This is a genomic window from Streptomyces sp. NPDC087422 (assembly GCF_044744145.1).
Classification (GTDB): Bacteria; Actinomycetota; Actinomycetes; order Streptomycetales; family Streptomycetaceae; genus Actinacidiphila.
Window position 1 is genome coordinate 1 of sequence record NZ_JBIUXT010000025.1, and the last position, 13,537, is coordinate 13,537.

The window sequence follows — 13,537 nt, forward strand, 5'->3', positions numbered from 1 at the left end:
GGGGGGCCGGGGGGGGGGCCGGGGGGGCGGGCTGGGGGGGGGGGGGGGGGGGGGGGGGGGGGGGGGGGGGGGGGGCGGGGGGGGGGGGCCCCCCCCCGCCCGCGAGGAACGGGAGGTCAGCCCGCGAAGGCCGTCGTCCCGGCCGGGGTGCCGAGACCGGTCGGACCGTCGTAACCGGCCTTGGCGGTGCACAGGTAGCTGCCGGAGCAGCTTCCGTTGGAACCGCTGGTCACGTCGTTGAGCGCCGTGGTGTGGGCGTACGGGAAGGACGTCGGGTACGAGCCGGAGGACGGGTTGCCCGCCAGCGCGTAGACCGAGGCGATGATCGGCGAGGAGACGCTGGTGCCGCCGAAGGTGTACCAGCCGGCCGTGACGCCGTAGGAGTCGTAGACCGCGACACCGGTGGCCGGGTCGGCGACCGCCGAGACATCGGCGATGGTCCGCTTGGAGCAGCCGGTGTCCTTCTGCCAGGACTGCTTGGCGTCGTAGGCCGAGCAGCCGGAGCCGGAGCCGGACCAGACCGTCTCCGTCCAACCGCGGGTCGTGGACGACTTCTTGAGGTTGGTGCCGCCGACCGCGGTCACGTACTTCGAGGCCGCGGGGTACTCGGCGCCGTAGCCGGAGTCACCGGCGCTGACGGTGATCGCGACACCGGGGTGGTTGAAGTACGAGGAGTCGTAGCTGGTGTCGGAGGACGACTCGGAACCGCCGTAGCTGTTCGAGACGAACTTCGCGCCCAGGGCGACGGCCTCGTTGACCGACTTGCCGAGGTTGGCCATGGAGGCGGAACTGGCCTCGACCAGGAGGATGTTGCACTTCGGGCAGATGGCGCTGGCCATGTCCAGGTCGAGGGAGATCTCCTCGGCCCAGCCCGAGTCGGCGCTGGGCAGGGACGTGGTGGAGCCGGTCTGGCTCACCTTCTTGAAGCAGCCGCTGGCCACCGTGCAGGCGGGCAGACCGTAGTACGACCGGTAGGCGGCCAGGTCACTGGCGGCGTTGGGGTCGTCGTACGCGTCGACGATCGCGACCGTCTCGCCGCTGCCGTTGGTGGACGCCGCCGAGGTGAGGCCGTAGGCGGCGCGCAGGTCGGTGGGACCGTAGCCCGACGGCGTGGCGGCGGTGGCCGCGTCCGGCGAGACCGTGGTGGTCCGCGCGGCGTGCACGGTGCCGCTGGTGACGCGCAGCGCCTTACAGGCCATGTCGCCCGCCTTGGCGGGCGTGGCACAGGCCCGCGCGGTGTGGACGGGCTGCGCGGCGGCCGGCGTCTGCGCGACGGCGGACGGGGTGAGGGCCAGCGCGGAAGCGGCCAGAGCGGCGACCGCTGTGAGGGGTAGACCGGCGCGACGTATCGCCGGATTCAGGGTGATGCGCAACGAACTGCCTCCTGTGGTGGGTTACCTGGGGGCCTGCGGATGCAGTGGTGCCTGCGGTGCCAGATGGGGTGACTGAGGCACCGAACCGCCACTATGGGTGACGCGGTCACGTCAATACAGGGACCGGGCGAAGTCTCTACCTCCGCTTTGCCTTCGTCAGTTCGCCTTGGGGAAGACGTGGTCGAGAAATGACCGCGCAGGATGCATGGATTCCACTTGCGTGGTTTCGCAACTCCCCTGCGCGGTCCGCCGCTTGGGTCCGCCCTACGACGTCAGGTAGCAGGATTTGGCGACGTTCGGGATCGGGTCACCGCCGCCGAAGGCCGCGGTGGTGCAGGGCGTGCCCCCGGTGAACGTCGCGTAGAGGTAGTCGCCCGCCGCCCCGTACGCCACGGTCCTGCGGCCGGTGAAGGCGCAACTGCCGTTCTCCGCCGAGCAGGTCGCCGGAAAGCCGGGCGGGGCGCCCGCGTACGTGGAGCAGCTCTTGGCCACGCCGAAGACCGGGTCGACCCCCATCGTGTCGTTGCCGCAGGTCGTCGGGCCATTGGAGCGGCCGGTCCAGAACGCGCCCGCGGCGCCGTACGCGACGGGTTGCGATCCGGTGGCCGCGCAGACGGACTTCTCGGCCGCGCACTGCGTCCAGTTGCCCGCGGGCGGCCCGTTCGGGGCGGCCCAGCAGCTCTTGGCCGTGTTGTACAACGGGTCGGTGCCGAAGGCGTCGTTGGTGCAGGCGACGCTGCCGGTGACCACCTGGAAGCGGAAGGCGCCGTTCGCGCCGTAGGCGACCTCCCGGGTGCCGCTGACCGCGCAGGTCCCCTTCTCCGCCGCGCACGAGGTGTAGCCCGCGGGGCCGCCGGACGGGGCGAGATAGCAGGACTTCAGTACACCGTACGCCGGGTCGGCGCCGCCGAAGGCGGAGGCCGCGCAGAGCGTCGCGCCGCTGACGGACCGGTAGGCGTACGCGCCCGCGCCGTAGGCCATGACCTGGCTGCCGGACGGGGTGCAGGTGCCGCCCTCGACGGCGCACAGGGTGTAGCCGGTCGGCAGCGTCGTGCCCGCGACCGAGGTGGCGAAGGGCACGGGGGCGCCGAGGCCGGTGGCGGACACCGCGTACGTCCCGGCGGGGACGCCGGTGAGGTAGACGTAACGGCCGTCGCTCGACCCGCCGTTGATGCCCGCGCCCGGATGGAAGGCGCCGCCGCTCCACACGGTGGCGCCGTTGACGGTGACGGTGGCGTCGGCGGAGCCGTTGGTGGGTACGCCGATCCGGCCGGTGGTCCCCGCCGGGCTCGTCAGCGACTCGGTGAGGGTGCCCGCGGCCGTGTCCCGGTCCCAGGAGCCGGTCACCGTGCCCTGCGGCATGGTGAGGGTGCCCTCGGTGTGGGCGAGGTCGCCGGGGTGCGGCACGAAGTCGTAGGCAGCGGTGCCGGTCGGGGACAGGCCCAGCAGGTAGAAGGTGAGGGCGGAGGTCGGTCCGGTCCCCCAGCCGTGCGCCAGGCTCATGTACGTGCCGCCGTAGTCGAAGGACCCGTCGGAGCGGAACCCCTCCCAGAACGTACTTCCCGTGCCCGTGGGGCTGCCCAGCATGTAGCCCCACTCGCGGCGGATCAGGGCCAGCGCGTTGATGTCGTCGTCGGCCGCGAAGTGGGCCTGGACCTCCATCGATCCGGGGAAGGTGCCGATGGCGCCGCCGTCCTTCTCGGGGCTGGCCGCGCCGTGGTCGTTCCACCGGGCGGCGAGCGCATGCGCGATGGCGGTGTCCTTGTCCGCGCTGTCGGTCAGCCCGTACCAGACCGCGAGCGAGTTGCCGTCCTGCGGATAGAGCGTGCTGGTCGGGTTGTCGCGGTAGAGGCCGACCGCGCCGTTCCAGAGCCGCTGGTTGACGGCGGACTTCACGGTGGCCGCGCGCTGACGCCAGGCGGTGGCGTCCGTCGTGTCCCCCTCGACGGACGCGAGCGTCGCACCGCTGGTGAGGGCCGCGTAGAGCAGCGCGTTGGCCTCGATGTTCTCGCCGCCCTGGCCGCCGCGCGCCCAGTCGTTGGTCCCGGTGACGTTCAGCAGGCCGTTGCCGTCGATCTTCGCGGTGATGAAGGACATGCCGAGCCGGTAGCGGCTCCACACCGAGTCCAGCCACGCCTTGTCGGCGGAGTAGGTGTAGTACGACGCCGACCCGATGAGCGTCCACGTGTGATAGGTGTCGGAGCCGTAGAAGTTGACGGCCGGACCGCCGTACTCCAGCTCACCGGTCGAGGAATTCTGGTGCTGGTAGAGGCTGTTGAGGGCGTTCTTGGTGGACGCGATGTCATGGGTCGAGACGTATTCGGTGGGCGTCGACACACCGAGGTCGCCGGGCCAGACGGCGCGGTCGCGCTTGGCGCCGTCGCTGAGGATGCCCGCTCCCGTGCCGATCACGGCGTTGTTCTCCCACCCGGAGGCGGGCGGCGGATAGGCGCGGCCGGTGTCGGGCGCGATCGTGTCCATCTGGACGGTGTAGGCCCCGGCGTACCAGATCTTGTTCAGCAGCGGGTCGCTCGAATAGAAGTAGTTGGCGTACGCGGCGGGGTCGCTCATCCCGGCCGCGCCGGTGAACGCCAGCGAGACCCCGTTGAGGTCCACCCAGCCGGACGTCCCCATGAAGACCGTCAAGTAGCGGAAGCCGCCGCGCAGTTTGTCGGTCGGCATGGTGTACGTGCCCGCGCCGTCGACGGTCGCGGTCAGCGCGCCGTCGGTGCCGGAACCGGAGTACACGGTGCCGCTGCTCAAGTCGCTGACCGGGCCGACGTACAGCGACGACTCGCTGAAGGCCAGGCCGACCCGCTGCCCGCTGCCGCTCGCCCCGGCGAATCTCAGCGTCACCAGCCCGCCGACCTCCTTGCCGAAGTCGAGGACCAGATACGCGTTCGTCCCGGAGATGCGGGTCGAGGCGCCCGACAGCACGTTCCCCGGTGAGGTGACGGACCCGGACGTGCCCTTGACCGCGACCGGGGCGAGCGTCCTGCTGTGCGGGGCGTAGATGTACGCGTCGCCCGCCGACCGGCCGGCGAGCGCGGTGGGGGCGGCGGCCGGAACCGCGGGGGCCGCGGCGGTACGGGCTTCGGAGGTGCGGGCATCGGCGGACGCGGGCGGCGTGGTCGACAGGCCGACGGCGGCGCACAGGGTCGCGAGGAACAGCGCGACCCTGAAGCGGCGGGAAGCGGATAAGGGCGATCGTCGCCCCGGCGGATGGGGGAAGGACATGGCTCCGGCCTCCGTGCGAGGTGGGGGGTGACTCAACGGCAGACGCGAGTGAATCGTTTCATTCATGCGGTGCGTGGGGAACATATGAGAGCGCTCTCCCGCGCGTCAAGGGATCGGACAGGGGGGCGGGTGCGGCCGTCGCGTCGGGGGGTGACCGCGAGCGTCACGCCAGGGGCGGGCCGGGCTCGTATCGCGGCGGGCAGGACGGCATGGCGGGGCGGGCTGGCGGCGGCCTGGGACCGCCTTATCGGCACGCCGGGACGCTAGAGGGGCAGCGCGCAGGCGGCCCTTCACTCCTCGCTGTCGGCCGGGTCCTCGGGGGCCGTGCCGGTGAAGTACGCCATCGCCTCGGGTGCGCCCGGCCGCGGCTCGGTGTCGAAGCACGCCCACGAGCAGAAGGTCGTGGGGTTCCAGTCGCTGGTGCGCCCGCATTCGGCGCAGACCATCACCGGGTCGTCGTCAAGATCAGCCATGCGGTGAGTGTGCCCCGTCGGGCCGGTTCACAACGGGTTTGGAGCTGATATGTGCCGGTCCGTGTACCGCCGCCCGTGGGCGCGGGAGGTGACGTGAGGTTCTGGAGGTGACGTGAGGTTCAGGAGGGGCCCTAAGCCGCCGCTTCGAGGGCGGTGGTCGCGTCTCCGGCCTCGTCGTCCAGCGCCTCGGTGTCCCCGGCTTCGGCGAGCAGGGCGCGGGCGGCGGCCAGCGCGGCGCCGATCTCGCCGGTGCCGGTCGCCACGCACAGTGTGTAGGCGGTGTCACGCAGGAGGTCGCGGATCCGCGGCTCGGAGCGGACCTCGGGGCTCTGGGAATTCAAGTGCTCGTACCGCTCGACCAGTTCACGCAGCGCGGCAGGGTGGGCCGACATCGTCACAGCCTCTCGTGGAAAATTGCTCACCCCGTGTCACGGGGCAAGAGTCGCCTACCCCGTAACAGGCCGTCCACTCCCCTAAATCGTGATTGATCGGGAGCGGGTGACCGACCGTCAGACCGTCAGTAACCGCGGCTGCGGTAGGTGGCGTTGGCGCGGTCGAGCCGGGTGGTGCGCAGACGGCGCTCCTCGGCCAACTCCTCGACGGCGTGCCGGAGTGCGCGCAGCACCACCCGCGACGGGCTGCCCGTGGGGACCTCGTCCGGCGGCGGCTCGTCGCCCTTGACCCCGATGAGGGTGGCGAGCGCCCTGAGGACCGGCGCGTCCGACGCCCAGTGCTGGGCCGCCCGGCGCCGACCCGGCGTGTCGGCGAGGACGCGTCGGCTGGTGGGGAGCAGGCCCCAGCGCCGGTGCCGCTCGGGGACCAGCGTGCCGTCCTCTTCGAGCGCGGCGATGTACGCGGTCGGCAGGTCCCGGCCCCGGCGCCACAGCCAGTCCTCGACGCGCTCCCCCGGATTGTCGTCCGCGCCGCTCTCCGCGGCCGGTTCCGCCCGCTTGCCCGTCGGCCTGTCCGCCGCCTCGCCCGCCGCTCTTTCCGTCGCCTTGTCCGTCGCCCTGCCCGGGTCGCGGTCGGCGGCCTCCGCGGAGCGCGTCGCCGTCTCGTACGCCGTCAGCGCCTCCCCCAGCAGCCGGTCCGCGGTGCGCCGCTCGCCCTCCGGCCGGGGTACGGGCACCACGCGGTCGCCGCGCAGCGTCAGCTCCTTCGCCGCGATGAGGTCGATCAGCTCGGCCCCGGCCAGGGCGAGGGAGAGGTCGCCGCGGTCCACGAGGAGGTCGGGCGGCACGTCCATGGCGACGACGATCAGGTCTCGTGGTGTGGTCATCGCGCTGCTCCGCATCGTGGGCGGCGCGGCCGGGCCGCCGGACGGCGGTCGCCGGCCCGGAGGCGGTCCGGCCTGGACCGCTGTGAAGGACGTGCCACAAAACTACCCAACGCGACCGCGACCCGGCGGGTACTCCGGCGGCGGGGCTCTCAAGGACACCCGATAGGGGCGGGGGCCCGGGTCGGCGTGGCCGCCGCCTCCGCCCCGACTGTCATGTCCGTCCGGGACGTCACCGCCGCCGTGCCCGCTACTTCTGCCCCTTCATCACGTTGCGCACCGTGGCGATCAGCGCGGGCTGGTACGCCCGCAGGTCGGTCTCGGAGGTGCTGTCGCCCTGCTGCCCGTCCACGCTGGTGGCGAGGTAGTTGTAGCCGTTGAGGGTGAGGGTGAACACCGCGCCGCCGTCGAGGACTTTGAGCTGCTGCGACCCCGCGTTGATGGTGAGGAAGTACGCCTTGTCCCCGAGGTCGGGGACGGATTCGGTGGTCGTGACGGGGATGAGGTCGGCGGTGTCGAGGTCGCGCTGGTCCTCGAATTCGGCGGCGGGGTCGGTCGCCTTGTGCAGGTCGACGCCGACGACCACCTCGTAACGCGCCGTGCCGCCGCGCAGCGGGATCGGTGACGTGGTCTCGATCGTGCAGCGGATCTGGTCGAGCGCGGGGCCGAGGTGGACCACCGCGGGTGAGACGGTCTGGGTGTCGGTGGCCTTGAGCGCGTCGGTGAGCGGCTTGAGGGTGAGTCCCGCGCACGGGCTGCCGTGCAGGACGTAGCCGTGCATGTCCGGTGCGCCGCTGTGCCGCGGGCCGTACGCGTACAGGCCGCCCGCCCACGCGGCGGACGCGACGATGGCGCCGCCGAGGCCGACCGCCCACAGGCGCCTGCCGCCCGGGCCGAAGGCGGCCGGTCGGGGGGCGGGGTCCCCGTCGGAGACCATGTCCGCGGGCGTGGGCTCGTCGAGTCCGCCCGTCAGTTCCGGCTCGGATATCACGGCTGCTCCTCGCGGTGCGCCCGGTCGTGCGTCCGGCGGTGCGCGTTGGTGTGGTCCGTCGTGCGCTGCACACGTCGATCGCCTGGTCAGCAGATTGTCGCCGCCGCCCCGCTCGGCGCACCAGTGACCGTACGCCCTGTCGTGCCCCGGCAACGCCCGAATCGTCCAGGCGGCACGGGAGGGACGGGCGGGAAGGGGAGGACGGGGCGCGGCGGGGGCGCGTGTCGGGGTCCGGCGGGGGCCCGGGCGGCAGCACGATGCCCCGGCGCGGGGGGTGTCGGTTCGTACGCGTATGCGGAGGACGTGCGTCCGCACAGGGCGCGGCCGAGGGCCGTGGCGTCGCGTCGCGGGACCCGCGGAACGGACAAGCGAAGGTCCCGCAGCCGGGGGGGGTGGCTGCGGGACCTCTTCTACCTTGGCACACGTGGCGGCTGCACGCACGCCGACGGGCGAATGACCGCCGCCATTCGTGGCGGCACCGGCCGGGCGTCAGCCCGCTGGCACCGCCTGTGGGCCGTCAGGCGTCGGTCGCGGCGACCGCGGGCTTGTGCCTGCGGAGCAGCGCGGAGCCCGCCAGGGCCGCCGCCACCGCGGCGCAGGCCAGCACCGTTGTGGTGGACCCGGCGAAGGACCGGCCGAGGCTGTCCCTGAGCAGGTGCACGGGCCCGAAGCCGGCGGCGAGCGAGTGCAGCACCAGCGTGCCCACGGCCGCGGTCGCGCTGGCCGCCCACGTCCAGACCGTGTCCTGCACGGTCAGCATGACCGCCAGGACCAGGCAGAGGACGGTGATGGCCAGGGACACACCCGCCGCGAGGTCGCCGGCGCGCAGGCCCGCGATGTCGGTGGGCAGGTGGATCGCGGCGACCGCGAGGAGCGCGACGGCGGCGGGCCAGCGCAGGACGGAGGCCAGGGCGGGCGCCGCGCGGCGGGTCCGCGCGGGGCCCGAGCCGGGGCGGCGCCCGGCGAGGCGGCCCGCGCCGCCGCCCGTGGCGGGCGGCTCGTCGGTGCCCTGCCCCTCCCCCTCGGGTCGCTGTTCCGGCCAGGCGTGCCCTGACGTGTCGGGGCCGGTCGGCTCCGGGCCGCGGATCGGCGAGCCGTCGCTCTCCGGGCCGAAGATGGTGACCAGGTGGGCGACGTCCTCGATGGGACGGCCCATGGCCGCCGCGCGCAGGGTCGTACCGGCCTCGCCGTCCGCGTGCGGCGGTTCGTTGAGCAGGACGACCAACTGCCGTACCTCGTCGACCGGTCGGGACACGGCGGCCAGCCGCAGTGCCTCGTCGGCCGGACTCGGCGACTCGCCGTTCTGCTTGAGGAGGTTGACCAGACTGGCCACTTCGGCCAGCGGGCGGGTGGTCGCCGCGGTGCGGAGCAGGGTGTGCCTGGGCTCGTCGCGCGTGGCTATGGGGGATCGCTCGTCGGGGGATGAGCTGGGATCAGATGACATGGTGCGTATTCCTTTGCCGAACTACCAGGGGTGAGACTTCCCCGGCGGTCGCTGTGCGTCACGAGAGACACACGCTTAGTACCATGACATCCGATATGTCCATATTGCGCCATTCGGGACCGTTCCGGAGCCCGCGGCAGCCGACTCTCAGCACGCTGTTTTCCCAGCTCAGTGGCGGTGCGAACGGTTTCCGCCGGACTCCCGCTACGGCTTCCAGTACGGGGCGAGCGTGCACTGCATGTAGTGCGTCCGCGCCCAGCGCTGCCACACCCGCGCGTGGACGGTGCCGGGTCCCGCCGCGTACTTGCCGCATTCGGGGCAGTCGGGCAGGGGTTCCGGCTCGGCGTCGTGGTCGTCGAGCTGGTGGGTGGCCCAACCGTAAAGATACGCACCGGGGTTGACGGTCGACGGATCCCTGAACCGGGCCTCCAGCTCCGCGCACCGCACGCACTCTTCTTGCTCAACACCCGTCAGCCGACTCACGTGTTCGAGACTACGTTCCGCACCGCGGCTCGCGCACGTTTTCCAGGTCGGTGTCCCCTGACCGCGTCCGGCGTGCGAATCCGCGAGCGCGGCGCGACGGCGCCGGTCGGCGGCGAGCGCCCTTGCCGGACCCGGCCGCCGCCGCTTCCCGTTCCGCACCGCCCGCGGGCGGGTGTTCCCGTCACCATGGAGCGCGCACCCCTGCGAGCCGCCCCGACGGGCAGGCTCGTGCGCCAGAGCCAGCCGAGGAGGGCCCGATTCCCCACCGCCCGCCCACCTGCTCGGTGTCCCCGCCCCCCGGTCATCCGCCCGCCGCCGCCCCGTCGTTGTGTGAGCGCGGCACCGCGGCCGGGGCGCGGGCATGACGGCCTGGGTGGGCCGGAGCGCCGTCAAGGCCGAGCAGGGCGGCGGTCTGTGGCGGCAGAATTTCCCGCTCGGCGACTGGCTCGACCCGGCCGCGCCCGCGGAGGATCCCGGCGCGGCCAGGACCGACGGGGACCTGGTCGCCAACCCCTACCTCGTACGGTCGGCCGACGTGCTCGCGCGGATCGCCGACATCCTGGGCGAGGAGCAGGACGCGAGCGGGTACCGGAGGCTGGCGGCGCGCACGCGGGCGGCGTTCGCCGAGGAGTTCGTCCCGCCCGGCCGACGGCTGTCCTGCGACACGCAGACGGCGTACGCGCTGGCGATCCGCTGCGTGCTGCCGCCGACCCAGCGCCAACGGCTCGGCGCCGTCGCCGACTGGCTGCACCGCACGGTCGCCGGGCTCGCCGCTGCCTCCCCCGGCTGGCGGCACATCCGGGTCGCGCCCGTGCCCGGCGCCGGTCTCACCCGGGCCCCCGCCGCGCACGAGACGCCGTACGGCAGGGCGGAGGCCGGCTGGCGGACCGAGGGTGGGCACCCTCACCGTCACGGCCGTGGTCCCGCCGAACACCCGCGCCGAGGTGCGCCTCCCCGACGGCCGGGCGCCCTTCGGCGTGGGCTCGGGACGCCATGCGTTCTCGCTCCCGTCCTCCCCCGCGCCCCGGCCATGACCGCGTCCGGCTCTACGAGCTCTCTTATGGATCACTGGCGGAGATTCGGTCGCAGGACCTGCTGGCGTTGACAGAACTGCTGCCTGCGACGATGCGTCTGTGAGCTATGACCTTGCTGTGTGGGACGGCGACCCGTCCATTCGATGACCGCCAAGCGGTCTCGATGTACGACGAGCTTTATGAGCGCTACCTGGAGTCGGACGATGTCGTCGCGCCTCCGGCGCCGCGCATCGTGGCGTACGTGGAAGCCCTCGTCGCACGGTACCCGGATGGCATCGACCGCAGCATCGTGTGGGCGTCGACACCGGTCATCAATGAGGCATCGTGGCCGATCGTGTACCTGACCATGTCTTACGGCAAGGCCGAGGAGGTGTCGGAGTACGCCGCTGAGCTGGCCCGCGAGCATGAGCTCGTCTGCTTCGATCCGCAGGGAGAACGTCTCCGCCCCTGAGCGGGCTGTCCTTCAGCGGACGGACCAGAGAAAGATGCCCGCGATGAGGAGGCCGGCGCGGTAGACCGTGGCGGTCTTCTCGTAGCGGGTGGCGAGACCGCGCCATTGCTTGAGGCGATTGATGCAGCGTTCGACGGTATTGCGTCGCTTGTAGGCCGCGCGGTCGAATCCGGGCGGCCGCCCGCCGCCGCGTCCTCTGCGCTTGCGGTTGGCGATCTGGTCGGCGGGTTGAGGAATCACGGTCCGTACTCCGCGCCTTCGCAGATGGTCCCGGATGGCCCGTGACGAGTACGCCTTGTCAGCCAGCACCATGAAGGGCCTCTGGTCCTGGGCCTGCCAACCCGACGCGGGACCCGGATGGCAGCCATCACGTGGTCGAACGCCAGCGCGACTCCTGCCTGGCCGGGCGTGAGCACGAAGCACAGAGGGCGGCAGCGGCTGTCAGCGGCGAGATGGACCTTCGTGGTCAGCCCACCACGCGACCGTCCGATCGCGTGGTCGGCCCGCTCGTCAGCCGAGGCCCCCTTTTCCGGGCCCCGGCACCATGCTGGTGCACGCGCACGACCGTGGAGTCCACCGCGACGACCCAGTCCAACTCGCCGTCAGCATCGGCCTGGGCCAGTAGGGCGGTGAAAACTCGATCCCAGGTGCCGTCGATGGCCCAGTTCCTCAGCCGCGTATAGACGCCCTTCCACGAACCGTACTCCGCGGGGAGATGCACCCACTGTGACCCGGTCTGGAACTTCCAGGCGATCGCGTCGATCACCTGCCGGTGATCACGCCACCGCCCGCCCCGCCTCGGTGTCCGGTCCGGCAACAACGGCTCTATCCGCGCCCACTGCGCATCAGTCAACGACACACATCAACCAACGATCAGATGATCCGAAGGAAATGACCTAGCCACGGTGGCCCCACCCCCTGTGCCCGCAGCGACTCGTACCAGATGTGGGCCACTTCCGGGTCGTCGGTCACCGGCACCGATGTGTATGCCTCGTGGCGCCCGAGGCGTACGGCGGCGCGCAAGCTGCTCACACTACGCCGTGGAGTGACAGCTGGCGTTCTCACTGGCTGCCAGAAGTCGATGATGCACCCGGCTGACCACGCACTAGGACGAATCTAGGACGGTCGAAGGACCCCTGTGCTTAGCGTCTTCACGGGTGGGCGGTCTCCGGACAACGTCTTGGCTGACGCACCGGACGCACCCAGAACCCGCGCTTCTCTGCGAACTACCGCCAGACCTGTCGCCCTCTAGGAGGTAACAGAGATCGTGATCAGGCTCCGGAAAACATCAGGCATCCTCGCCGTCACCGCGATTACGGCCCTCGCCGGAGGCTCGCTGCCTCTGCTTACGGCCGAATCCGCAAGCGCCGCATCCTGCCTTCGCACGGTGGGTCAGATCAAAAGTCTGGTGGCCGACGGTCAACACATCGGCGTGTTCTACCAGGGCTTCGATCAGTGCAACAAGACCGCCTACGCGGAGCTTCACTTCGATACCTCACACGCATCGAGCGAGGTCACATCCACTGACCCATACACCGATAATGATATCGAAATCGAGCATTTTCCGGACGGGAGTCCGGGCATTAGCAACCGCAACCTTCCTCGCGGTGCGCTGTACTGGGATGCCGGATCAGTTTCGGTCGAGCAGCCCGACGGCGAGTATTTCAACGCCAGGACTCATTTCTACTACTGGACGGGCAGCCACATAGCAGAGTGCTATGCCGTAGTGGGCTGGGACTACTCAGATGGCAGCGACCAAGGCGCCAGTGTCAACTGCAACGATGTTGACTAAAACTCCCGCCTCCTGATTGCCTTCCGGCGTCACCGCGTCCTGCTCGCGGAACTGAACACGGTGTTGCGGGCGAGCCCCGCCCCAGGCGGCATAATCCCGGCTGCGGCGAACCCTGCCCGTCCTGCTCTCCGCCACCGCAGTTTCGGCGTGCACCTCGGCGGCGGCCTGCCCCTCGTCTAGGGCGATTTTTTTAAGGATCATCTGATCGTTGATTGATGTGTGTCGTGAACTGACGCTCAGTGGGCCCGGATTGAGCCGTTGCTTCCTGACCGGACGCCGGAGTGGGGTGGGCGGTGGCGTGATCACCGGCAGGTGATCGATGCGATCGCGTTCAAGAACCGCACTGGCACGCCGTGGATGGACCTGCCCGAACGCTTCGGGTTCTGGAAGGGCGTCCACAACCGGTTGCGGACCTGGGCGGCGGACGGCACTTGGGAGAGGGTCTTGTCCGCGCTGCTCGCCCAGGCCGACGCCGAAGGCGACCTGGACTGGGTCGTCGCCGTCGTCTCCACGATCGTACGCGCTCACCAGCACGCCGCCGGGGCCCGTCAAAAGGGGCCCCAGCCTGCGAGCCGAAAGATCATGCCCTCGGCCGGTCCCGCGGTGGACTGACCACGAAGATCAACCTGGCCGCCGACGGCCAGTGCAGCCCGCTGACCAGGCCGCCAGCCGCAAACGCCGCGGCAGCCGGGGCGGCCGGGGCGGCAGGCCACCGTCCTTCGACCGCGACGCGTACAAACAGCGCAACACCGTCGAACGCTGCATCAACAAGCTCATCCAATGGCGCGGCCTGGCCACCCGCTACGACAAGACCGCCACCATCTACCTCGCCGGACTCCGCCTCGCCGCCATCTTCATCTGGTCAGCACGATGATCCGAACGACACGTCCTAGAGGCTGTCCCGTAACTGCTGGTCAGGGGTGAGATGATCTTGTCGTGGCTGGTGTGATCACGGCGTCGGAGCCCTCCTGGATAGGCCCGTT

General features: G+C 71.3%; 11 protein-coding genes and 2 pseudogenes. 4 read left to right on the forward strand and 9 right to left on the reverse strand.

Annotated features, from left to right (window positions below):
• Positions 1-116 precede the first annotated feature (116 nt).
• From ACIO6U_RS36260 to ACIO6U_RS36295, 8 genes are all read right to left on the reverse strand, one after another.
• The gene (locus ACIO6U_RS36260; protein WP_401725739.1) at positions 117-1,373 is read right to left on the reverse strand and encodes a peptidase S8; all 1,257 of its coding nucleotides are present in this window, start codon (positions 1,371-1,373) and stop codon (positions 117-119) included.
• A 264-nt stretch (positions 1,374-1,637) separates the two neighbouring features.
• Positions 1,638-4,610, reverse strand: coding sequence for an MGH1-like glycoside hydrolase domain-containing protein (locus ACIO6U_RS36265; protein WP_401725742.1), 2,973 nt, complete (start codon positions 4,608-4,610; stop codon positions 1,638-1,640).
• Positions 4,611-4,900: 290 nt separating this feature from the next.
• Complete coding sequence (locus ACIO6U_RS36270) at positions 4,901-5,083, reverse strand: hypothetical protein (protein ID WP_401725744.1); 183 nt, start codon at positions 5,081-5,083, stop codon at positions 4,901-4,903.
• Positions 5,084-5,214: 131 nt separating this feature from the next.
• Complete coding sequence (locus tag ACIO6U_RS36275; RefSeq protein WP_355349105.1) at positions 5,215-5,475, reverse strand: DUF5133 domain-containing protein; 261 nt, start codon at positions 5,473-5,475, stop codon at positions 5,215-5,217.
• Between the two features lie 125 nt (positions 5,476-5,600).
• On the reverse strand, positions 5,601-6,362 hold the full coding sequence (locus ACIO6U_RS36280) for a GPP34 family phosphoprotein (RefSeq protein ID WP_355349102.1): 762 nt from the start codon (positions 6,360-6,362) through the stop codon (positions 5,601-5,603).
• Between the two features lie 247 nt (positions 6,363-6,609).
• Positions 6,610-7,350 carry a hypothetical protein gene (locus ACIO6U_RS36285; protein WP_401725747.1) on the reverse strand — a complete coding sequence of 247 codons (741 nt, stop codon included), beginning with the start codon at positions 7,348-7,350 and terminating at the stop codon, positions 6,610-6,612.
• A 517-nt stretch (positions 7,351-7,867) separates the two neighbouring features.
• A complete protein-coding gene (locus ACIO6U_RS36290) occupies positions 7,868-8,794 on the reverse strand; it encodes a hypothetical protein (protein WP_401725750.1) in 927 nt (308 codons plus the stop codon).
• A gap of 204 nt (positions 8,795-8,998) precedes the next feature.
• Entirely contained in the window at positions 8,999-9,277 is a 279-nt protein-coding gene (locus ACIO6U_RS36295; RefSeq protein ID WP_355349093.1) for a hypothetical protein, read from the reverse strand.
• Positions 9,278-9,638: 361 nt separating this feature from the next.
• Here ACIO6U_RS36295 and ACIO6U_RS36300 point away from each other — a divergent pair, with 361 nt between their 5' ends.
• Entirely contained in the window at positions 9,639-10,382 is a 744-nt protein-coding gene (locus ACIO6U_RS36300) for an alpha-L-rhamnosidase C-terminal domain-containing protein (RefSeq protein ID WP_401725754.1), read from the forward strand.
• A 92-nt stretch (positions 10,383-10,474) separates the two neighbouring features.
• Positions 10,475-10,762 (forward strand): hypothetical protein, encoded by a 288-nt coding sequence (locus ACIO6U_RS36305; protein ID WP_391049921.1) that lies wholly within the window; start codon positions 10,475-10,477, stop codon positions 10,760-10,762.
• 12 nt (positions 10,763-10,774) lie between these two features.
• Here the strand turns inward: ACIO6U_RS36305 and ACIO6U_RS36310 are convergent.
• A pseudogene (locus tag ACIO6U_RS36310) lies at positions 10,775-11,621 on the reverse strand (IS5 family transposase).
• A 408-nt stretch (positions 11,622-12,029) separates the two neighbouring features.
• Between ACIO6U_RS36310 and ACIO6U_RS36315 the strand changes: the two are divergent.
• Together ACIO6U_RS36315 and ACIO6U_RS36320 are read left to right on the forward strand one after the other, a co-directional pair.
• Positions 12,030-12,554 (forward strand): hypothetical protein, encoded by a 525-nt coding sequence (locus ACIO6U_RS36315; protein WP_401725757.1) that lies wholly within the window; start codon positions 12,030-12,032, stop codon positions 12,552-12,554.
• Between the two features lie 249 nt (positions 12,555-12,803).
• Positions 12,804-13,428: pseudogene (locus ACIO6U_RS36320) on the forward strand (IS5 family transposase).
• Positions 13,429-13,537: the final 109 nt, after the last annotated feature.

What these genes read in the sequence shown, in the direction of transcription:
- ACIO6U_RS36305 (WP_391049921.1), top strand. Translation starts at nt 10,475, where the DNA reads ATGTACGACGAGCTTTATGAGCGCTACCTGGAGTCGGACGATGTCGTC.
- ACIO6U_RS36280 (WP_355349102.1), bottom strand. Translation starts at nt 6,362, where the DNA reads ATGACCACACCACGAGACCTGATCGTCGTCGCCATGGACGTGCCGCCC.
- ACIO6U_RS36275 (WP_355349105.1), bottom strand. Translation starts at nt 5,475, where the DNA reads ATGTCGGCCCACCCTGCCGCGCTGCGTGAACTGGTCGAGCGGTACGAG.
- ACIO6U_RS36270 (WP_401725744.1), bottom strand. Translation starts at nt 5,083, where the DNA reads ATGGCTGATCTTGACGACGACCCGGTGATGGTCTGCGCCGAATGCGGG.
- ACIO6U_RS36290 (WP_401725750.1), bottom strand. Translation starts at nt 8,794, where the DNA reads ATGTCATCTGATCCCAGCTCATCCCCCGACGAGCGATCCCCCATAGCC.
- ACIO6U_RS36265 (WP_401725742.1), bottom strand. Translation starts at nt 4,610, where the DNA reads ATGTCCTTCCCCCATCCGCCGGGGCGACGATCGCCCTTATCCGCTTCC.
- ACIO6U_RS36300 (WP_401725754.1), top strand. Translation starts at nt 9,639, where the DNA reads ATGACGGCCTGGGTGGGCCGGAGCGCCGTCAAGGCCGAGCAGGGCGGC.